This window comes from Pseudomonas sp. GW822-FHT06B12 (assembly GCF_058799675.1).
Window position 1 is genome coordinate 22,805 of sequence record NZ_JBXALR010000004.1, and the last position, 19,608, is coordinate 42,412.

General features: G+C 58.8%; 18 protein-coding genes and 1 pseudogene. 3 read left to right on the forward strand and 16 right to left on the reverse strand.

All coding sequences use genetic code 11. From position 1 onward, the window contains the following. Positions 1 to 196: 196 nt before the first annotated feature. On the reverse strand, positions 197 to 1,162 hold the full coding sequence (locus AC1RKH_RS10115; RefSeq protein ID WP_493062576.1) for a GlxA family transcriptional regulator: 966 nt from the start codon (positions 1,160 to 1,162) through the stop codon (positions 197 to 199). Between the two features lie 213 nt (positions 1,163 to 1,375). Between AC1RKH_RS10115 and AC1RKH_RS10120 the strand changes: the two genes are divergently transcribed. Beyond that, complete coding sequence (locus tag AC1RKH_RS10120; RefSeq protein ID WP_493062577.1) at positions 1,376 to 2,017, forward strand: HD domain-containing protein; 642 nt, start codon at positions 1,376 to 1,378, stop codon at positions 2,015 to 2,017. Positions 2,018 to 2,127: 110 nt separating this feature from the next. Here the strand turns inward: AC1RKH_RS10120 and AC1RKH_RS10125 are convergent, their stop codons facing one another. The 8 genes and pseudogenes from AC1RKH_RS10125 to AC1RKH_RS10160 form a co-directional block, all read right to left on the reverse strand. Next, positions 2,128 to 3,018 (reverse strand): ABC transporter permease subunit, encoded by an 891-nt coding sequence (locus AC1RKH_RS10125; protein ID WP_493062578.1) that lies wholly within the window; start codon positions 3,016 to 3,018, stop codon positions 2,128 to 2,130. After that, a complete protein-coding gene (locus AC1RKH_RS10130; protein WP_185019772.1) occupies positions 3,015 to 3,896 on the reverse strand; it encodes an ABC transporter permease subunit in 882 nt (293 codons plus the stop codon). Before AC1RKH_RS10130 ends, AC1RKH_RS10125 begins: the two co-directional genes overlap by 4 nt. 35 nt (positions 3,897 to 3,931) lie before the next feature. Beyond that, entirely contained in the window at positions 3,932 to 5,074 is a 1,143-nt protein-coding gene (locus AC1RKH_RS10135; protein ID WP_123426282.1) for an ABC transporter ATP-binding protein, read from the reverse strand. Positions 5,075 to 5,145: 71 nt separating this feature from the next. Then, positions 5,146 to 6,240: a polyamine ABC transporter substrate-binding protein gene (locus AC1RKH_RS10140; RefSeq protein ID WP_493062579.1), complete on the reverse strand. Its 1,095-nt coding sequence runs from the start codon at positions 6,238 to 6,240 to the stop codon at positions 5,146 to 5,148. Positions 6,241 to 6,427: 187 nt separating this feature from the next. Then, complete coding sequence (locus AC1RKH_RS10145; protein WP_123426332.1) at positions 6,428 to 7,522, reverse strand: polyamine ABC transporter substrate-binding protein; 1,095 nt, start codon at positions 7,520 to 7,522, stop codon at positions 6,428 to 6,430. Positions 7,523 to 7,722: 200 nt separating this feature from the next. Next, positions 7,723 to 9,087 (reverse strand): aspartate aminotransferase family protein, encoded by a 1,365-nt coding sequence (locus AC1RKH_RS10150; RefSeq protein WP_071552893.1) that lies wholly within the window; start codon positions 9,085 to 9,087, stop codon positions 7,723 to 7,725. A gap of 53 nt (positions 9,088 to 9,140) precedes the next feature. Then, the gene (locus AC1RKH_RS10155; RefSeq protein WP_071552892.1) at positions 9,141 to 10,499 is read right to left on the reverse strand and encodes a glutamine synthetase family protein; all 1,359 of its coding nucleotides are present in this window, start codon (positions 10,497 to 10,499) and stop codon (positions 9,141 to 9,143) included. 74 nt (positions 10,500 to 10,573) lie between these two features. After that, positions 10,574 to 10,888 (reverse strand): annotated as a pseudogene (locus tag AC1RKH_RS10160) (gamma-glutamyl-gamma-aminobutyrate hydrolase family protein); the annotation flags it as partial. A gap of 278 nt (positions 10,889 to 11,166) precedes the next feature. Here AC1RKH_RS10160 and AC1RKH_RS10165 point away from each other — a divergent pair. Further along, entirely contained in the window at positions 11,167 to 12,543 is a 1,377-nt protein-coding gene (locus AC1RKH_RS10165) for a glutamine synthetase family protein (protein ID WP_493062580.1), read from the forward strand. A 240-nt stretch (positions 12,544 to 12,783) separates the two neighbouring features. Continuing rightward, positions 12,784 to 13,422: a TetR/AcrR family transcriptional regulator gene (locus tag AC1RKH_RS10170; RefSeq protein WP_123426277.1), complete on the forward strand. Its 639-nt coding sequence runs from the start codon at positions 12,784 to 12,786 to the stop codon at positions 13,420 to 13,422. Positions 13,423 to 13,622: 200 nt separating this feature from the next. Here the strand turns inward: AC1RKH_RS10170 and AC1RKH_RS10175 are convergent, their stop codons facing one another. The 7 genes from AC1RKH_RS10175 to AC1RKH_RS10205 form a co-directional block, all read right to left on the reverse strand. After that, positions 13,623 to 13,838, reverse strand: coding sequence for a TOBE domain-containing protein (locus AC1RKH_RS10175; RefSeq protein ID WP_003213899.1), 216 nt, complete (start codon positions 13,836 to 13,838; stop codon positions 13,623 to 13,625). Positions 13,839 to 13,871: 33 nt separating this feature from the next. Next, complete coding sequence (gene ssuB / locus AC1RKH_RS10180) at positions 13,872 to 14,678, reverse strand: aliphatic sulfonates ABC transporter ATP-binding protein (protein ID WP_493062581.1); 807 nt, start codon at positions 14,676 to 14,678, stop codon at positions 13,872 to 13,874. Continuing rightward, positions 14,675 to 15,463, reverse strand: coding sequence for an aliphatic sulfonate ABC transporter permease SsuC (ssuC, locus tag AC1RKH_RS10185; RefSeq protein WP_123580989.1), 789 nt, complete (start codon positions 15,461 to 15,463; stop codon positions 14,675 to 14,677). The genes ssuB and ssuC overlap by 4 nt, the downstream gene beginning before the upstream one ends. Positions 15,464 to 15,471: 8 nt before the next feature. Further along, complete coding sequence (ssuD, locus tag AC1RKH_RS10190; protein WP_493062582.1) at positions 15,472 to 16,620, reverse strand: FMNH2-dependent alkanesulfonate monooxygenase; 1,149 nt, start codon at positions 16,618 to 16,620, stop codon at positions 15,472 to 15,474. Positions 16,621 to 16,645: 25 nt separating this feature from the next. Further along, entirely contained in the window at positions 16,646 to 17,614 is a 969-nt protein-coding gene (locus tag AC1RKH_RS10195; protein ID WP_493062583.1) for a sulfonate ABC transporter substrate-binding protein, read from the reverse strand. Positions 17,615 to 17,832: 218 nt separating this feature from the next. After that, the gene (gene ssuE / locus AC1RKH_RS10200) at positions 17,833 to 18,426 is read right to left on the reverse strand and encodes an NADPH-dependent FMN reductase (protein ID WP_493062584.1); all 594 of its coding nucleotides are present in this window, start codon (positions 18,424 to 18,426) and stop codon (positions 17,833 to 17,835) included. Between the two features lie 321 nt (positions 18,427 to 18,747). After that, the gene (locus tag AC1RKH_RS10205) at positions 18,748 to 19,386 is read right to left on the reverse strand and encodes a peroxiredoxin (protein ID WP_493062585.1); all 639 of its coding nucleotides are present in this window, start codon (positions 19,384 to 19,386) and stop codon (positions 18,748 to 18,750) included. Positions 19,387 to 19,608 lie beyond the last annotated feature (222 nt).

Below are 19,608 nucleotides of genomic sequence, written 5' to 3' on the forward strand. Positions count from 1 at the left end.
CAAATACTGTGTCCGCTGAAGATCTAATGTGGGAGCGAGCTTGCTCGCGATGAGGCCCTGGCAGGCAACACAAATCTAAATCCCCCGGCGCTTCGCCGTAGGTTTCCTTGAACTTCTTGCTGATCGAGTTCATTTGCGACGATTGGATAAATAACTGCCCGAGTGGACAAAACTGTACGTGTCGCCACAGTACCGCTCAAAGCATCGCCGAAAAATTCAGCCGAAACTGCTGCGGCGTCACGCCCAGCCGCCGATTGAACACACTGCGCATGTGCTGGGCATCCCGAAAACCGCATTGATACGCGACCGTCTTGAGCGGTGCCCGAGAGCTTTCGAGCATCACTCGGGCAGCGTCCACCCGTGCCTGCTCAACGAACTCTGCCGGAGTGACTCCGGCTTCTCGGGCGAACACCCGTGAGAAGTTACGCGAGCTCATGTTGGCCGCAGTCGCCAGGTCGGCGATGCCCAAATCGCCGGTCAGGTTGGCCAATACGTAATGCTGAACCATCGCCACAGGAGATGTCGCTTCGGCGTGCGGCGTCAGAAACGGGCTGAACTGCGATTGCCCGCCGGAGCGCTGGGTAAACACCACCAAGCGCTTGGCCACGCTCAAGGCCACTTGCGGGCCGTGATCCTTGGCGAGCAAGTACAGCGACAGATCGATCCCCGCCGTAACACCCGCCGAGGTGAACAGCTCAGCATCCTCGACATAGAGCCGATCGGCTTCGACCCGGGTCGACGGACACAACACCGCCAACGCGGCGGCATCGCTCCAGTGCGTGGTGACAGTACGCCCTTCAAGCAGCCCGGCACGGGCCAGTAGGAAGGCGCCGTTGCAGATCGAACCGAAACGCTGCGAACGCGCGCACGCCTCGCGTAACCAGTCATGAAACGGCGCGCCAAAATCCTCGAACGGCAACTGCGGCCCACCGGCCACCAACAACAAATCGTAAGCCTCCAGCGCCTCGCTGAAATGCCGATGAGCGTGCAGCGCCAAGCCGTTCGAGCATGGCATTACACCGCGTTCGAAGCCGATTACGTGCAGTTGATAGTGATCCTGCGGCGCAAGAAACCGATTGGCCTCGGAAAACACATCCATGGGACCGGTGACATCCAGCGACTGGACGCCAGAGAACACCACGATGGCAACGGATTTGTGCATGGTTCGAATTCACCTTCAATGTGAAAAAGATCGCAGGCTGCGGCAGCTTCTACAGAGGGCGAACCCTAACGAAACCGAACCCAAGAAGCGAACTGGCACGAATTGCACGTTGATTGGCCGGGATCGCAGCCGCGTGTCGATTGTTCGCTTTGGGAGGTGAGAACAGACTGGATTCATCAGCGCCGCCACGGCGTTCCTCACGAGGCAACCAGCATGAGCAGCAGCATCGCCGGCATCAAGATTCCCGACAGCGCCCTGGCCCGCGCTACCACCGACTACATCCGCGACATCGAGTCCGACCTGCTTTACCACCACTCGCGCCGGGTGTTTCTGTTCGGTGCCTTAAGCGGTGAACGCCAGAAACTGGCCTACGACCCGGAGTTGCTGTACGTCGGCGCAATGTTCCATGACCTGGGTTTGGTGGAAGGTCATCGCAGCACTGACGAACGTTTCGAAGTCGACGGGGCAAACGCTGCTGCAGCCTTCCTCAAACCGTACGGGTTGAGCGATGACGACATCGAGCAAGTCTGGCTGTCGATCGCCCTGCACACGACGCCGGGCATCCCCAAACATCTGCGGCCGACCGTGGCGCTGGTGACCGCTGGCGTGGAGATGGACGTGTTGGGAGTGGACTACGCGGCATTCTCAACCGTGCAGCGTGAAGCGGTGGTGCATGCGCATCCACGGGGTGACGGTTTCAAGGAGTGCATCATCTGCGCCTTTGCCGACGGCCTGCGCCATCGCCCGCAAACCACCTTCGGCAACGTGAAAACCGATGTGCTGGTGTACCAGGAGCCGGGGTTCAAGCCGATGAACTTCGTAGAAGTGATTCGCACATCGCCTTGGGTGGCATAAGCCAGTGTGTGTGTGGGAGCGAGCTTGCTCGCGATACAGGCAACTCGGTTCAACTGTAAACCGAGGTGATGCTATCGCGAGCGAGCTCGCTCCCACAGGGACAGCGGGGTTTAAGCCGCTTCCGGTGCTTGTGCGCGGCGTACGTCCGGTTGTTTCCAGGAGTCCGCAGCGCCCTCTTCGATGGCTTGCTGGATCGCACGTTTGCGACTTTCTTCAGCTCGGCGGCTGAAGAACCAGACCATGAAGGTCACGATCGACACCGCCAGCAGAATCAGGCTGGCCACGGCGTTGATCTCGGGCTTCACGCCCAGACGCACCGCCGAGAACACTTCCATCGGCAAGGTCGTGGAACCCGGGCCGGAGACGAAGCTCGCCAACACCAGGTCATCCAGCGACAGGGCGAACGACATCATGCCGCCGGCGGCCAGCGACGGCGCGATCATCGGGATGGTGATCAGGAAGAACACCTTCCACGGCCGCGCGCCCAGATCCATGGCCGCTTCTTCGATGGACAGGTCCAGCTCACGCAAACGCGCCGACACCACCACCGCCACATAGGCGGCGCAAAACGTGGTGTGGGCGATCCAGATGGTGACGATGCCACGTTCCTGCGGCCAGCCGATCATCTGCGCCATCGCCACGAACAGCAGCAACAGCGACAGACCGGTGATCACTTCCGGCATCACCAACGGCGCAGTGACCAGACCGCCGAACAGCGTGCGACCCTTGAAGCGGGTGACGCGGGTCAGCACGAAAGCGGCCAGCGTACCCAGCGCTACGGCGGCAACCGCGGTGTAGCAGGCGATTTCCAGCGAGCGCACCACCGAGCCCATCAGTTGGGTGTTATCCAGCAGACCGACGTACCACTTCACCGACCAACCGCCCCAAACCGTTACCAGTTTGGAGGCGTTGAACGAGTAGATCACCAGGATCAGCATCGGCAGGTAGATGAACAACAGGCCGAGCACCAGCATCAGGCTGGAGAAACGGAAGCGCTTCATTCTTTACCCTCCATTTCCTTCGCCTGACTGCGGTTGAACAGAATGATCGGCACAATCAGGATCGCCAGCATCACCACCGCCAGGGCGGACGCCACCGGCCAGTCACGGTTGTTGAAGAACTCTTGCCAGAGCACTTTACCGATCATCAGGGTTTCCGGGCCACCCAGCAGTTCCGGAATCACGAACTCACCGACCACCGGGATGAACACCAGCATGCAGCCTGCGATGATGCCGTTTTTCGACAACGGAACGGTGATCTTCCAGAAGCTGTTGAAGGTGCTCGACCCCAGATCCGACGCGGCTTCCAGCAGGCTGGTGTCGTGCTTCACGAGGTTGGCATAGAGCGGCAGGATCATGAACGGCAGGTACGAATAGACCACGCCGATATAAACCGCCAGGTTGGTGTTGAGGATCTGCAGCGGCTCGTTGATCCAGCCCATCGACATCAGGAAGCCGTTGAGCAGGCCGTTGTTGCTGAGGATACCCATCCACGCGTACACGCGGATCAGGATCGCCGTCCAGGTCGGCATCATGATCAGCAGCACCAGCACGGTCTGTATCTCTTTGCGCGCACTGGCGATGGCGTAGGCCATCGGGTAACCGATCAGCAGGCAAAGAATGGTGCTGAACAGCGCCATCTTCAGCGAGCCAAGATAGGCGGCGATATACAACTCGTCGCCGCCCAGCATCGTGTAGTTGCCTAGATTCAGCAGCAACTGGACCTTCTGATCGACGTAGCTGTAGATCTCGGTGTACGGCGGAATGGCCACGTCGGCTTCCGCAAAGCTGATCTTCAGGACAATGAAGAACGGCAGCATGAAGAACATGAACAGCCAGATAAACGGAACCCCGATGACCAGATGACGGCCACCGGGAATTATTCGACTGAGTTGGCGTTTGAGCTTTTGCGTGTTCATGAGCGCAGTACCACGCCGCTGTCATCCTCCCACCAGACGTAAACCTGATCGCCCCAGGTAGGGCGCTGGCCGCGACGCTCGGCGTTGGCCACGAACGACTGCACGATCTTGCCGCTTGGCAGTTCGACGTAGAACACCGAGTGGCCACCGAGGTAGGCGATGTCATGCACCTTGCCACTCGACCAGTTGTGTTCGCAGGTCGGCATCTCTGCCGTCACCAGCAGTTTTTCCGGACGAATCGCGTAGGTCACCGACTTGTCTTGCACCGAAGTGCTGATGCCGTGACCGACGTAGATGTTGCGGTCCAGGTCCTTGCAGGTAATCAGCGCGTGGCCCTCGGCATCGTCCACCACTTCACCGTCGAAGATGTTGACGTTGCCGATGAACTCGCAGACCAGACGGCTGGTCGGGGTTTCGTAGATGTCGATCGGGCTGCCGATCTGGGCGATCCAGCCCAGGTGCATGATCGCGATGCGCTCGGCCATGGTCATGGCCTCTTCCTGGTCGTGGGTCACCATGACGCAGGTCACGCCAACGCGCTCGATGATCTCCACCAGTTCGAGCTGCATCTGCGAACGCAGTTTCTTGTCCAGCGCGCCCATCGGCTCATCGAGCAGCAGCAGCTTCGGCTTCTTGGCCAGCGAGCGAGCCAGTGCAACACGCTGGCGCTGACCACCAGAGAGCTGGTGCGGCTTGCGCTTGGCGTACTGGCTCATCTGCACCAGCTTGAGCATCTCGGCCACGCGGGCGTCGACTTCAGCCGTCGGGATCTTGTCTTGCTTCAGGCCGAAGGCGATGTTCTGCGCCACGGTCATGTGCGGGAACAAGGCGTAGGACTGGAACATCATGTTGATCGGCCGCTCGTACGGCGGCATCTCGGTGATGTCTACGCCATCGAGGAAAATGCGCCCCTCCGTGGGCCGTTCGAAACCTGCGAGCATGCGCAGCAAGGTCGACTTGCCCGATCCCGAACCGCCGAGCAAAGCGAAGATCTCGCCTTTCTTGATTTCCAGGGACACATCGTCCACGGCAATCGTCTCGTCGAACTTCTTCGTGACCCGGTCGATTTTGACCAGCACCTGTTTAGGTGACTGGTCGCCCTCGAGGGCTTTCTTATAGGCGCCGGAGGCAACTGCCATTTACGAAACTCCCAACAAAATTTGCAGTTCACCCAATGCAGGCGAACCTTGGATAGTCTGAGCCTTTGTCACTATTTACCCGACTTGACCTTGGTCCAGCTGCGGGTCATCAAACGTTGAATCTTTGGCGGCAGCTCGATTGACACGTAAGTCTTGTCGAGAACCGCCTGCGGTGGATACACCGATTGGTCGGTACGAATCGACTGTTCCATCAGTTTGTCCGAGCCGGGGTTCGGGTTGGCATAGCCGACAGCATCACTCACTTGAGCGATCACGTCTGGCTTGAGCACATAGTTGATGAACGCATGGGCCTGTTTGACGTTGCTGGAGTCCATGGGAATCGCCAGCATGTCGAACCACAACGCGCCGCCCTCTTTGGGAATCGCGTAGGCAACCTTCACACCTTTACCGGCCTCGGCAGCACGGGCCTTGGCCTGAAAGATATCCCCGGAGAAACCGACCGCGACACAGATGTCACCGTTGGCCAGGTCCGAGATGTACTTGGACGAGTGGAAGTAGGTCACGTAAGGCCGTACCGCCAGCAGCTTGGCTTCAGCCTTCTTGTAGTCGTCCGGGTTGGTGCTGTTGGCATTCAGGCCCATGTAGTTGAGGACGGTCGGCAACATCTCGTCAGCCGAGTCGAGGAACGCTACGCCACAGCTGTTGAGCTTCTTGATGTTCTCGGGCTCGAACAGCACGGCCCAGGAATCGATCTTGTCGACGCCGAGTACAGCCTTGACCTTGTCGACGTTGTAACCGATGCCGTTGGTGCCCCACAGGTACGGCACGGCGTACTGGTTGCCCGGATCGTTCATCTCCAGGCGCTTGAGCAGCGCCGAATCAAGGTTGGAGTAGTTCGGCAACTGCGACCTGTCGAGCTTCTGGAACGCCCCGGCCTTGATCTGCTTGCCCAGGAAGTGGTTGGACGGCACGACCACGTCATAACCGGTACGCCCGGCCAGCAACTTGCCTTCCAGGGTTTCATTGGAATCGAACACGTCGTACACCGGCTTGATGCCGGTGGTTTTTTCGAAATCTACCAGGGTGGTCTGACCGATGTAGTCCGACCAGTTATAAATATGCACGGTAGGCGCAGCTTGAACACTGACGGCCAGCGTCAGGCCGGCGCCGACCAGCATGGCGTTGCGAAATAAAGAAATAGGCAAGTGAAGGTCCTCTAAAATAGTTGGGCCCAAGTTGCCCAGCGTTACGTGACAGCCATGGCTGCCTGGCAACAAAACCGGCGCGCAACTTACCCTCGATAAACCTTTCCAGCAAAACTTTCTGTCATTTAATTATTCCTGCAACCGCCGCCAGAGCGGCGACGGCTACAGGTTATTGCCTCAAACCGGCTTATTTACCGGATTTGATCTTGGTCCAGCTGCGGGTCAGCTCACGCTGAGTGGCGGCTGGCAAATCGGCGATTGCATACAGCTTGGACTGCACATCGGCTGTCGGGTAGATACCTGGATCCGAGGTGATTTCCTTGTTCACGTACTGAGTGGCTTCGGCGTTACCGTTAGGGAAACGCACGGCGTTGGTGATTTCAGCCATCACCTTCGGCTGCAACAGGTAGTTCATGAACTTGTAGGCACCCTCGACGTTTTCCGCATCTTTAGGGATAGCGACCATGTCGTAGAAGCTGCCAGCGCCTTCTTTCGGAATGGCGTAGCTGACTTTCACCTTGTCACCGGCTTCGGCGGCACGGGTTTTGGCCTGCTGGACGTCACCCGAATAGCCGACGGCTACGCAGATGTTGCCGTTGGCAAGGTCAGAGATGTACTTGGACGAGTGGAAGTAGGTAACCGAAGGACGGATCTTCAGGAACAGCTCTTCAGCCTTCTTCAGATCTTCCTTTTTCTGGCTGTCGGTTGGCAGCCCCAGGTAATGCAGGGCGACCGGCAGCATTTCGGTCGGCGAATCGAGGAAGCTCACGCCGCAGCCCTTGAGCTTGGCGAGGTTCTCTGGCTTGAGCACCACATCCCAGGAATCGATTTTGTCGACGCCCAGCGCGGCCTTGACCTTCTCGGCGTTGTAACCGATACCGATCGAGCCCCACATGTAAGGGAAGGCATGTTTGTTGTCCGGGTCGCTGATCGAAACCGCTTTGAGCAGCGACTTGTTCAGGTTGCCGTAATTGGACAGCTTGGACTTGTCCAGCTCTTGGTAAACACCGGCCTTGATCTGCTTGGCCAGGAAGTTGTTGGACGGCACAACCACGTCATAACCGGACTTGCCGGCCAGCAACTTGGCCTCGAGGGTTTCGTTGCTGTCGAACACGTCGTAGACGACCTTGATCCCGGACTCTTTCTCAAAGTTCGCGATGGTGTCCGGTGCGATGTAGTCGGACCAGTTGTAAACGTGCAGGACTTTATCGTCGGCCTGGGCTGCCCCAGCCATCACGCCCATCAGGGACAAGGCGAGCAGGGTCTTGCCAGTATTCTTCAAACCTAATGCCTTCATGCGTAACGCTCCAAGTTATTCTTTTTTAAGCACATTTTTTGTTAACCAAGATCCAGCGGCCGATTCCTTGGCAACTCAAACAGCGGATAGTCTGGCAAGTTACAAGGCAGGCTTTCAAGGAAAGCCCCATCCTTTGTGCGCTCTGAGCGAAGTGCCAGCCACGGACCTCGCTCAGAGCCTAGCACTTAGCTTTGCAGCGCACTCAGAGTCAGGTCCAGGCACTTGCGAGCCTTGGTGACCAGTTCGTCGATCTCGGCCTCGGTGATCACCAGCGGCGGAGCAATGATCATGGTGTCGCCGACGGCGCGCATGATCAGCCCGTTGTCGAAGCAGAACTGCCGGCAGATCATGCCAACACCCTTGCCGACGTACCGTGCACGGGTCGCCTTGTCCTGAACCAGCTCAATGGCCCCCAACAGACCTACCCCACGAACTTCACCCACCAATGGGTGATCGTTCAGTTCCCGTAGACGCTTTTGCAAATAAGGTGCCGTTTCTGCACGAACGCGCTCGACAATTTTTTCGTCGCGCAGAATACGGATGTTTTCCAGCGCCACCGCAGCGGCAACCGGGTGCCCGGAATAGGTGAAACCGTGGTTGAAGTCGCCACCTTCGTTCAGCACGTCGACCACTTCGTCACGCACGATCAGGCCACCCATCGGGATGTAGCCGGACGTCAGGCCTTTGGCGATGGTCATCATGTCGGGCTTGAGGCCGTAGAAATCGCTACCGAACCACTCGCCGGTACGGCCGAAACCACAGATCACCTCATCCGCGACGAACAGGATGTCGTACTTGGCGAGGATTTCCTTGATGCGCGGCCAGTAGCTGTCTGGCGGAATGATCACGCCGCCGGCGCCCTGGATCGGCTCGGCAATAAAGGCACCGACCGTGTCGACGCCGAGTTCGAGAATCTTTTCTTCCAGCTGGTTGGCCGCCCAGATACCGAACTCTTCCGGGCTCATGTCGCCACCCTCACCGAACCAGTACGGTTGCGGGATGTGAACGATGCCCGGGATCGGCAAGTCGCCCTGTTCGTGCATGTAGGTCATGCCGCCCAGGCTGGCGCCGGCCACGGTCGAACCGTGGTAACCGTTTTTGCGGCTGATGATGACTTTCTTCTTCGGCTGGCCTTTGATCGCCCAGTAATGGCGAACCATGCGCAGCATGGTGTCATTGCCTTCAGAGCCGGAACCGGTGAAGAACACATGGTTCATGCCTTCAGGCGCGATGTCGGAGATCGCCTTGGCCAGCTCCAGTACCGGCGGGTGGGCGGTCTGGAAAAAAAGATTGTAATAAGGCAGCTCGCGCATCTGTTTGCTGGCGGCATCGGCCAGTTCATCGCGACCGTAACCGATGGCCACGCACCACAGACCGGCCATGCCGTCGAGGATCTTGTTGCCTTCGCTGTCCCAGAGGTAAACGCCCTTGGCGTTGGTGATGATCCGCGGGCCTTTCTCTTTCAGCTGTTTGAAGTCGCTGAAAGGCGCCAGGTGGTGTTCGCTGCTCAGGGTTTGCCATTCACGGGTTTGCGGGTTCTTGCTGGTCATAAAGCTCTCCTGGTTGGGTGAGGGTGCGACTTTTCAGGGCCGCACCCGGCGCATCAGACGGCGAACAACAGGAACTCCCGCTCCCACGAACTGATCACGCGCTTGAAGTTTTCATGCTCGGCCCGCTTGACCGCGACGTAGCCAGTGATGAATTTTTTGCCCAGATACTTCTCGATGGTCGCGCTGTGTTCCATGCGTTCCAGTGCGTCTTCGATGGTCAGCGGCAGACGCAGATTGCGTCGCTCGTAACCACGCCCAACCACGGGTGCGCTTGGGGTGATGCCTTCCACCATGCCGATATAACCGCAGAGCAGGCTCGCGGCGATCGCCAGGTACGGGTTGGCATCGGCACCCGGCAGGCGGTTTTCCACCCGACGGTTTTGCGGGCCTGCGTCTGGTACTCGCAGGCCGACAGTGCGGTTCTCTTCGCCCCACTCCACGTTCACCGGCGCCGAGGTATCCGGCAGGAAGCGGCGGAACGAGTTGACGTTCGGCGCGAACAGCGGCAACAGCTCGGGGATGAACTTCTGCAAGCCACCGATGTGGTGCAGGAACAGCTCGCTCATGGTCCCGTCTTCATTAGAGAAGACATTTTTACCGGTTTCGATGTCGATGATGCTCTGGTGCAAGTGCATCGCACTGCCCGGCTCGCCAGTCATCGGCTTGGCCATGAAGGTCGCGGCCACGTTGTGCTTGAGCGCCGCTTCGCGCATGGTGCGCTTGAACACCAGAATCTGGTCGGCCAGGGACAGCGCGTCACCGTGACGGAAGTTGATTTCCATCTGCGCCGTGCCGTCTTCGTGGATCAGCGTGTCCAGATCCAGTTCTTGCAGTTCGCACCAGTCGTAGACGTCTTCGAACAACGGGTCGAATTCGTTGGCCGCCTCAATAGAGAACGACTGACGACCGGTTTCCGGGCGACCGGAGCGGCCAATCGGCGGCTGCAACGGGAAGTCCGGGTCTTCGCAGCGCTTGGTCAGGTAAAACTCCATCTCCGGCGCCACGATCGGCTGCCAGCCCTTGTCGGAATAGAGTTTCAGAACCTTCTTGAGCACGTTGCGCGGCGACAGCTCGATCGGGTTGCCCTGCTTGTCGTAGGTGTCGTGAATCACCTGTGCGGTCGGCTCGATGGCCCACGGCACGAGGAACACCGCGTTCGAGTCCGGGCGGCAGATCATGTCGATGTCGGCCGGGTCGAGCAGTTCGTAATAGATGTCGTCTTCGACGTAGTCGCCCGTCACTGTTTGCAACAGCACACTCTCGGGCAGGCGCATGCCTTTTTCGGCAATGAACTTGTTGGTCGGCGAAATCTTGCCACGGGTGATCCCGGTCAGATCGCCAATCATGCATTCGACTTCTGTGATCTTGTGGTCTTTCAACCAATCGGTGAGCTGGTCGAGGTTGTTACTCATAAATGCCTCTGGGCTGAGTGTCCTGACGTCTTTAAACGTCAGGCGTTGTTTGACGCATCCGCGTCGCGTTGTGTTGCCTGCTGGCTGGCGCAAATCAACGGGAGGGTAGTGGCGTCGCGTGCAGGATCATGAGCAGTTCCCGGCGCACTCGCAGGACCGCTATAGTGAAAAGGTTCTACAGTGGAAGGAGAGCCGGTAAACAGGATGCCATCCAGACCGTCAATAATATCGGTCGGATCAAGCAGTTCCGCCTGGGACGCAAGCATCAACGGCAGGCCCTTGGCAGCGGTGGCCACTGCGCGGGCGTACTTATCGCCAGTGATGTGATAAGCATGCAAACCGATCTGCCTGGAGCGGTCGGTGACGCCGATTAACGGCAGGCGAGACATGAAGCACCCCGGTATTATTGCTGTTATGGGTTTGATTCGAGCTTAGCGTTGTTCATTTTTTTACACAACACCCCCGTAAAAAATACAACACGCCCCGCTCAAGCCTGCGGCCGCCAAAGACCCCGAAGGCATAAAAACGCCCCAAAGCGCCTCAAAAATGCCCTTGGAGCGCTTTTTTAGGGCAAAAAAGGCCTCGCTTGACTTCGGCATGCCGTTCGGGTTGACTGGAATCTGAAAAGATCAATGATTGATATTTTTAACAATAAAGGTGTTGCATCATGTCGGTACCCCCGCGTGCCGTTCAGCTTAACGAAGCGAACGCGTTCCTTAAGGAACATCCTGAGGTTCTGTACGTTGACCTTCTGATTGCGGATATGAATGGTGTGGTGCGCGGCAAGCGCATCGAACGCACCAGCCTCCACAAGGTTTACGAGAAAGGCATCAACCTGCCGGCCTCTCTATTTGCTCTGGATATCAATGGCTCGACGGTGGAAAGCACCGGCCTGGGCCTGGACATCGGTGATGCTGACCGAATCTGCTATCCAATCCCCGATACGCTGTGCAATGAGCCCTGGCAGAAGCGCCCGACCGCGCAACTGTTAATGACCATGCACGAAATTGAAGGTGAACCTTTCTTCGCCGACCCGCGCGAAGTCCTGCGTCAAGTCGTGACCAAGTTCGACGAACTGGGTCTGACCATCTGCGCCGCATTCGAGCTTGAGTTCTACCTGATCGACCAGGAGAACGTGAATGGCCGGCCGCAACCTCCACGCTCGCCGATTTCCGGCAAACGTCCGCACTCGACCCAGGTTTACCTGATCGATGACCTCGACGAATACGTCGACTGCCTCCAGGACATTCTGGAAGGTGCGAAAGAGCAAGGCATCCCTGCCGACGCGATCGTCAAGGAAAGTGCTCCGGCGCAGTTCGAAGTGAACCTGCACCACGTTGCTGACCCGATCAAGGCCTGCGATTACGCGGTACTGCTCAAGCGTCTGATCAAAAACATCGCCTACGACCATGAAATGGACACCACCTTCATGGCCAAGCCTTACCCAGGCCAGGCGGGTAACGGTCTGCACGTCCATATCTCGATCCTTGATAAAGATGGCAAGAACATTTTTGCCAGTGAGGATCCCGAGCAGAACGCCGCACTGCGTCATGCGATCGGCGGTGTGCTCGAGACCCTACCGGCGCAGATGGCGTTCCTCTGCCCGAACGTCAACTCGTACCGTCGTTTCGGCGCACAGTTCTACGTGCCGAACTCACCGTGCTGGGGCCTGGACAACCGTACCGTAGCGATTCGCGTACCGACAGGCTCTTCCGATGCCGTACGTATCGAACACCGCGTTGCCGGCGCCGATGCCAACCCGTACTTGCTGATGGCTTCGGTATTGGCGGGCGTACACCACGGTCTGGTCAACAAGATCGAACCTGGCGCGCCAGTCGAAGGCAACAGCTACGAGCAGAACGAGCAGAGCCTGCCGAACAACCTGCGCGATGCACTGCGCGAGCTGGACGACAGCGAAGTCATGGCCAAGTACATCGATCCGAAATACATCGACATTTTTGTCGCCTGTAAAGAGAGCGAGCTGGAGGAGTTCGAACACTCCATCTCCGACCTCGAGTACAACTGGTACCTGCACACCGTGTAAGCGGTTGTAGTAAAAAACAACGCCGCCGGCTCACAGCCTGCGGCGTTTTTTTATGGGCTCATTCAGCTGGACCGAGGTGAATTCATCGCGAGCAAGCTCGCTCCCACAGTTGTTATGTATTGAACACGGATGTTGGGTACGCAACAGGTCCCTGTGGGAGCGAGCCTGCTCGCGAAGGCGGCCGACAAGACAACACACAACCCTGCTCGTACAATGCCCGCTGCCCTGCAGGAGACTCCAATGACGCGCCCCGCCCCCCTTCGCAAACCCCGCGCACGCAGCCAGGCCCGGATCGACTCGATACTCGACGCCGCCCGCACGCTGCTTGCCGCCGAGGGTGTGGCCAGCCTGTCGATCTACAGCGTCGCCGAACGCGCCGAGATCCCGCCGTCATCGGTCTACCACTTCTTCGCCAGCGTCCCGGCCCTGCTCGAAGCCCTGACCGCCGACGTCCACAGCGCCTTCCGCGCGTGCCTGCAAGAACCGATCGAAGTCGACTCGCTCAAGGGCTGGCGTGATCTGTCACGACTGGTCGAGCAACGCATGCTCGCCATCTACAGCGAAGACGCCGCCGCGCGCCAGCTGATCCTCGCTCAACACGGCCTGACCGAAGTCACCCAGGCCGACCGCCAGCACGACATCGAACTCGGTGACCTGATGCACAAACTCTTCGATCAGCATTTCGAACTGCCAGCGCTGCCCAAGGATGTCGATGTGTTTGCCCTAGCAATGGAATTGGGTGACCGGGTCTATGCCCGCTCGGTGCAACAGCATGGACAGATCACCCCACGCATGGCCGAAGAAGGCATGCGGGTGTTCGACGCTTATCTGGGACTGTATCTGCCGCCGTATTTGCCAAAACGTGCTATTCCAGCCTGATTTCTTTGCTGGCCTCACTGGCCTCATCGCGAGCAAGCTCGCTCCCACATTGGATCTGCGTCGTATACAAATTGTGTGTTCGCTGAAGATCTAATGTGGGAGCGAGCTTGCTCGCGATGGCCGCACCGCCGATACCCTGAGAAAAAACCACAAAAACCCCGAAGGGCTCACACCCTTCGGGGTTGTTCGCTGCACACGACTCACAACTTGGCGATCGACACCTCGGTGGACTTCACGAAGGCGATCACTTCGCTGCCAATCACCAGTTCCAGCTCTTTGACCGAGCGTGTGGTGATGACCGAGGTGACGATGCCGGACGCTGTCTGAACATCGATTTCCGAGAGCACGTCACCTTCGACGATTTCCTTGATGGTGCCTTTGAACTGGTTGCGAACGTTGATGGCTTTGATAGTCATGAGATTGATTCCTGTCGTTGGGAGAACGTTGCGTCAGTGAGCCCAGCGCAATTGCGTGGGCAAGGGTGAAACAGGTTCCGGTTCGGGCGGTGAGCCCGGCAGTGACAACACGCGGTTGAGTACTTCGGTTTCCAGCGCCGCCAGTCGATGTGAACCACGAACCCGAGGGCGCGGCAGTTCAACGTGCAGGTCGAGGCCGATTTCGCCCTCTTCGATCAGCAACACCCGGTCGGCAATCGCCACCGCTTCGCTGACGTCGTGGGTCACCAGCAACACGGTGAAACCGTGCTGTTGCCAGAGGCGTTCGATCAGTTGCTGCATTTCAATTCGGGTCAACGCATCCAGTGCGCCCAGCGGCTCATCGAGTAACAGCAAGCGCGGCTGATGGATCAGCGCCCGTGCCAAGGCCACCCGCTGCTTTTGCCCGCCGGACAACGCCGCCGGCCATTCATCGGCACGATCCGCCAGGCCCACGGCGTCCAGCGCATCCAAAGCCTGTTGGCGCCAATGGCCCTTGAGCCCGAGGCCGACGTTGTCGATGACCTTTTTCCATGGCAGCAAACGCGCTTCCTGAAACATCAGCCGAGTGTCTTCGCGCGCCTCGCTGAGCAGCGCAGAGCCGGCCAACAGTTCGCCCGCCGTGGGTTGATCAAGGCCCGCCAGCAAACGCAGCAAGGTACTTTTGCCGCAGCCGCTGCGACCGACCACTGCGACGAACTGACCGGCCGGAATGTGCAGGTCGATCTCGCGCAGCACCTGCCGCGCGCCAAAGGTTTTTTGCAGTTTGCGCACCGCCAGCGGAATTCCGCGCAGCAGGCGTGGAGGTTGTTGGGCCGTCATGCTGCACCGCCCTTGGCCACTTGATAGGCCGGATGCCAGCGCAACCAGACCCGCTCCAGACCACGCGCCGCGAGGTCGGCCAATTTGCCGAGCACCGCGTACAGAACAATCGCCAGCACCACCACATCCGTTTGCAAGAACTCCCGGGCATTCATCGCCAGGTAGCCGATGCCGGAGCTGGCAGAGATGGTTTCCGCGACGATCAGGGTCAGCCACATGAAGCCCAGGGCAAAACGCACGCCCACCAGAATCGAAGGCAGCGCGCCCGGTAGAATCACCTGACGGAACAGGCTGAAACCGGACAGACCGTAACTGCGCGCCATTTCCACCAAGGCCGGGTCGACGTTGCGAATGCCGTGGTAGGTGTTGAGGTAGATCGGGAACAACGTGCCCAGCGCCACCAGGAAAATCTTCGCCGACTCATCGATGCCAAACCAGAGGATCACCAGTGGAATCAGCGCCAGGTGCGGCACGTTGCGGATCATCTGCACCGAACTGTCGAGCAAACGCTCACCCCACTTCGACAGGCCGGTGATGAAACCCAATGCCAGACCGATACCGCCGCCAATCACAAAACCAATGCCGGCGCGCCAGCCACTGATCGCCAGGTGTTTCCAGATTTCGCCGCTGCGCACCAGGCTGACGCCCGCCTCGATCACCGCGCTCGGTGCCGGCAGAATCCGCGTCGACAACCAGCCCGCCGACACCGACAACTGCCACACCGCCAGTAACAGCACCGGCAAGGCCCAAGGCGCGAGGCTGTGGATAAGCTTTTCCCTTTTCATGGCGCGCCTCAGCTCTGGGACGCGGCTTTGGGAAGAATGTCGTTGGCGACCATTTCGCCAAACGGGCTGACGTAACCGGCGCTTTTCGGCAACTCGGGCCGCTCGATGTCGAGGTGCGGGAACAACAGCTCCGCGACCCGATACGACTCTTCCAGATGCGGGTAGCCCGAAAAGATGAAGGTATCGATGCCCAGGTCTGCGTATTCCTTGACCCGCGCCGCTACGGTCGGACCATCGCCGACCAGCGCTGTGCCAGCACCGCCACGTACCAGGCCGACGCCGGCCCAGAGGTTCGGGCTGACTTCGAGGTTGTCGCGGCTGCCGCCGTGCAGCGCGGCCATACGCTGCTGGCCGACCGAGTCGAAGCGCGCCAACGAAGCCTGAGCGCGGGCGATGGTCTCGTCGTCCAGATGGGAGATCAATCGGTCCGCCGCTTGCCAGGCTTCAACGTTGGTTTCACGGACGATCACATGCAAACGAATGCCGAAGCGCACAGTGCGCCCGAGCTTCGCGGCTTTGGCTCGCACTTGCTCGATCTTCTCGGCGACCGCGGCCGGCGGCTCGCCCCAGGTCAGGACCATTTCGACCTGTTCGGCCGCCAGATCCTGAGCGGCTTCCGAGGAGCCACCGAAGTACAGCGGCGGACGCGGTTGCTGAATCGGCGGGTAGAGCAATTTCGCGCCCTTCACGCTGATGTGCTGACCGTCGTAATCGACCGTCTCGCCTTCCAGCACCCGACGCCAGATCCGGGTGAATTCCACCGAGGCCTGGTAGCGCTCTTCGTGACTCAGGAACAATCCATCGCCGGCCAGCTCTTCCGGATCGCCGCCCGTTACCAGGTTGAACAGCGCACGCCCACCGGACAACCGATCCAGGGTCGCGGCCTGACGCGCGGCCACCGTCGGGGAAATGATCCCGGGGCGCAACGCGACCAGAAACTTCAAACGCTGGGTGACCGGGATCAGCGACGCGGCCACCAGCCACGAGTCTTCGCAGGAGCGTCCGGTGGGAATCAGCACCCCGCCGAACCCCAGACGATCCGCCGCTTGGGCGACTTGCTGCAAATAACCGTGATCGACGGCGCGAGCACCTTCGGCGGTGCCAAGGTAATGGCCGTCGCCGTGGGTAGGCAGGAACCAGAAAATATTGAGGCTCATGGAGTGGTCTCCTTGGGAAGTCGAATTACGGCGCGGTGGCAACGGCTGCCGGTGGCGTCCAGATCACGTCTTTGATGCTCAGGGGTTTCGGAATCAATTTGAGCTGATAGAAGCTGTCGGCGATTTTCTGTTGGGTCGCGACCACTTCCGGGGTGAGGAAATGCGCGCCGTAGCCCTGGCGTTTCACCGAGGTCAGGGTGATGTCTGCCGGCAAACCGAGCAGCGGCGAGACTTGTTGGGTCACCTCGACAGGGTTGGCTTTGGACCATTCGCCGATGGCGCGGACTTCTTCCACCAGCGCCTTGATCACGGCCGGATGTTTTTCGGCGTAAGGCTTGGTCGCCAGATAGAACTGATGGTTGTCGACGATGCCGCTGCCGTCACGCAGGGTGCGCGCTTGCAGTTGCTGTTCGGCGGCGGCCTGGTATGGGTCCCAGATCACCCAGGCATCGACGCTGCCACGTTCGAACGCGGCGCGGGCATCGGCCGGCGGCAGGAATACGGTTTGAATGTCGGTGTATTTGAGACCGGCGTCTTCCAGGGCGCGCACCAGCAGGTAGTGCACGTTGGAGCCTTTGTTGAGGACGACTTTCCTGCCCTTGAGGTCCTGCACCGATTTGATCGCCGAGTCTTTCGGTACCAGGATCGCCTCGCTGTGTGGCGCTGGCGGTTCATAGGCGACGTAGAGCAGATCGGCACCGGCCGCCTGCGCGAAGACCGGCGGGGTTTCGCCGGTCACGCCAAAATCGATCGAGCCGACGTTCAGTCCTTCAAGCAACTGCGGGCCGCCGGGAAATTCAGTCCATTGCACATCGACGCCTTGGGCGGCGAGGCGTTTTTCCAGTGTGCCGCGGGCTTTGAGCAGTACCAGAGTGCCGTACTTTTGATAGCCGATTCGCAAGGTCTCGGCCGCTTGAGCTTGAGTAATAACGCCGAAGGACACAGCCGCAGCAAACAGAGCGACCAGACCACGACGCAAAATGACAGTGCGCATAGCGCTCTCCTTTTTGCTGTTGGGTTTTGGCTGCACCTGCTTACCCGTTAGCGGGCGAGTAAGGCGAGTTTTTTGTCTGAAAAGTGCCTGCGCTCGATCATGCTGCGTTAAAAGTCAGCTCGGAATGCTCATTGACTAACGTCAACTCCGCTTACTCGCTAACTTTTGCCTTGCCTGATCTTCGCTCGGCGACTTTTCAAACTAAAAAAATAAATGCTTTAAATGCTCCAGCGAGCACTCAACAAACGTTCATTCAACAGACGTGGATCAAGGGGCTTTGGACGTCGGGCCATGGCGCTGAAGAACTGCTCCAGTGCCTCAAACAAACGCTGCTCCAACTGTGGCGCCAACTGCGCCTGGGCACTGCCTTCGCCGTAAGCGATCTGGCTGTCTTCGGCGAAAATCCCGTGAAGCATTTCCTGGGCTTTCAGCGCCGACAGCACCGGCTTGAGCGCGTAATCCACGGCCAGCATGTGGGCGATACTGCCGCCAGTGGCCATCGGCAATACAACCTTGTGGCTCAGGGCACGTTCAGGCAGCAGATCCAGTACGGTTTTCAGTGCGCCGGAAAACGACGCCTTGTAGACCGGTGTAGCAATCAGCAGGCCGTCGGCGTTTTCAATCTGTTGCAGCAGGTCGACTACCTTCGGGCTATCAAAACGTGCGTGCAGCAAGTCTTCAGCCGGGAAGTCCCGTACCTGATAACTCACCACTTCGACTCCTTGTTGCTGCAACCAGCGTTGGGAGCGATCCAGCAGCACCCCGGAGCGGGAGCGTTGGCTGGGACTTCCTCCGAGTGAGACGACCAGCATGCGGTAATTCCTTAAACTTTCTAGGCGATTCGCAGTGTGCGATCTCGCGACGATGGACAGACCTTAACAGCTGATTTATATATCCATAAATCATATTTATTTATGTGTTTATTCTTTAAATGCATATACGAAAAAGCACTCTCCAGACGAAAAAAAGGCCGTCGAAACGGCCTGAAACCCCCTGCATTTTGGATACCCTTGAAGCTGTTGCGCCTGGCAGATCGCTATCGCGAGCAAGCTCGCTCCCACAGTGGAATGCGTACACCTGTGGGAGCGAGCTTGCTCGCGATTGGATTTCAGTACCACCGAACAATCCGGACCTTATTTATTAGGCTGTGGCGTCAGACGCAGGTACGGTTTCACTGCGCGGTAGCCTTTAGGGAAACGTTTGCTGATTTCGTCTTCATCCTTCAACGATGGCACGATCACCACTTCATCACCGTCCTGCCAGTTGGCCGGGGTGGCCACTTTGTAGTTGTCGGTGAGTTGCAACGAATCGATCACCCGCAGGATCTCGTGGAAGTTGCGTCCGGTGCTGGCCGGGTAAGTGATGGTCAGGCGAACCTTCTTGTTCGGATCGATCACGAACAGCGAACGCACGGTCAGGGTGTCGTTGGCGTTCGGGTGGATCAGGTCATAGAGGTCGGAGACCTTGCGATCGGCGTCGGCGAGTATCGGGAAGTTGACGACGGTGTTCTGGGTTTCGTTGATGTCTTCGATCCACTTGTGGTGCGAATCCACCGGGTCGACCGACAGCGCGATGGCCCTGACGCCGCGCTTGGCAAATTCATCCTTGAGCCTGGCGGTAAAGCCCAGCTCCGTGGTGCACACCGGCGTGAAGTCTGCCGGATGGGAAAACAGCACGCCCCAGCTATCGCCCAGCCACTCGTGAAAACGGATGGTGCCGGCGCTGGAATCCTGTTCGAAATCGGGGGCAATGTCGCCCAGTCTGAGGCTCATGGTGCTGCTCCTGGTGAGTGCGTGATGAGCCTACTGTGCCTAGTGTCGTAACTTATTAAAAAGAATAAATATCGATTTATTTAGATCGCAAAGGAATATTAAAGATCTGTTCACTGGACGCATACGTCAACGAAGACCAGTCTTGGAACCAAGGTTCGAGAAGGCCTTGAGTTGCTGCAAAGAGGGAAATGAAGGAGGGTCTGCGGGGGTGGGCCCGACTTG

What these genes read in the sequence shown, in the direction of transcription:
- AC1RKH_RS10155 (WP_071552892.1), bottom strand. Translation starts at nt 10,499, where the DNA reads ATGAGTAACAACCTCGACCAGCTCACCGATTGGTTGAAAGACCACAAG.
- AC1RKH_RS10165 (WP_493062580.1), top strand. Translation starts at nt 11,167, where the DNA reads ATGTCGGTACCCCCGCGTGCCGTTCAGCTTAACGAAGCGAACGCGTTC.
- AC1RKH_RS10120 (WP_493062577.1), top strand. Translation starts at nt 1,376, where the DNA reads ATGAGCAGCAGCATCGCCGGCATCAAGATTCCCGACAGCGCCCTGGCC.
- ssuD (WP_493062582.1), bottom strand. Translation starts at nt 16,620, where the DNA reads ATGAGCCTCAATATTTTCTGGTTCCTGCCTACCCACGGCGACGGCCAT.
- AC1RKH_RS10115 (WP_493062576.1), bottom strand. Translation starts at nt 1,162, where the DNA reads ATGCACAAATCCGTTGCCATCGTGGTGTTCTCTGGCGTCCAGTCGCTG.
- AC1RKH_RS10175 (WP_003213899.1), bottom strand. Translation starts at nt 13,838, where the DNA reads ATGACTATCAAAGCCATCAACGTTCGCAACCAGTTCAAAGGCACCATC.
- AC1RKH_RS10150 (WP_071552893.1), bottom strand. Translation starts at nt 9,087, where the DNA reads ATGACCAGCAAGAACCCGCAAACCCGTGAATGGCAAACCCTGAGCAGC.
- AC1RKH_RS10195 (WP_493062583.1), bottom strand. Translation starts at nt 17,614, where the DNA reads ATGCGCACTGTCATTTTGCGTCGTGGTCTGGTCGCTCTGTTTGCTGCG.
- AC1RKH_RS10125 (WP_493062578.1), bottom strand. Translation starts at nt 3,018, where the DNA reads ATGAAGCGCTTCCGTTTCTCCAGCCTGATGCTGGTGCTCGGCCTGTTG.
- AC1RKH_RS10170 (WP_123426277.1), top strand. Translation starts at nt 12,784, where the DNA reads ATGACGCGCCCCGCCCCCCTTCGCAAACCCCGCGCACGCAGCCAGGCC.
- AC1RKH_RS10205 (WP_493062585.1), bottom strand. Translation starts at nt 19,386, where the DNA reads ATGAGCCTCAGACTGGGCGACATTGCCCCCGATTTCGAACAGGATTCC.
- ssuE (WP_493062584.1), bottom strand. Translation starts at nt 18,426, where the DNA reads ATGCTGGTCGTCTCACTCGGAGGAAGTCCCAGCCAACGCTCCCGCTCC.
- ssuC (WP_123580989.1), bottom strand. Translation starts at nt 15,463, where the DNA reads ATGAAAAGGGAAAAGCTTATCCACAGCCTCGCGCCTTGGGCCTTGCCG.
- AC1RKH_RS10135 (WP_123426282.1), bottom strand. Translation starts at nt 5,074, where the DNA reads ATGGCAGTTGCCTCCGGCGCCTATAAGAAAGCCCTCGAGGGCGACCAG.
- ssuB (WP_493062581.1), bottom strand. Translation starts at nt 14,678, where the DNA reads ATGACGGCCCAACAACCTCCACGCCTGCTGCGCGGAATTCCGCTGGCG.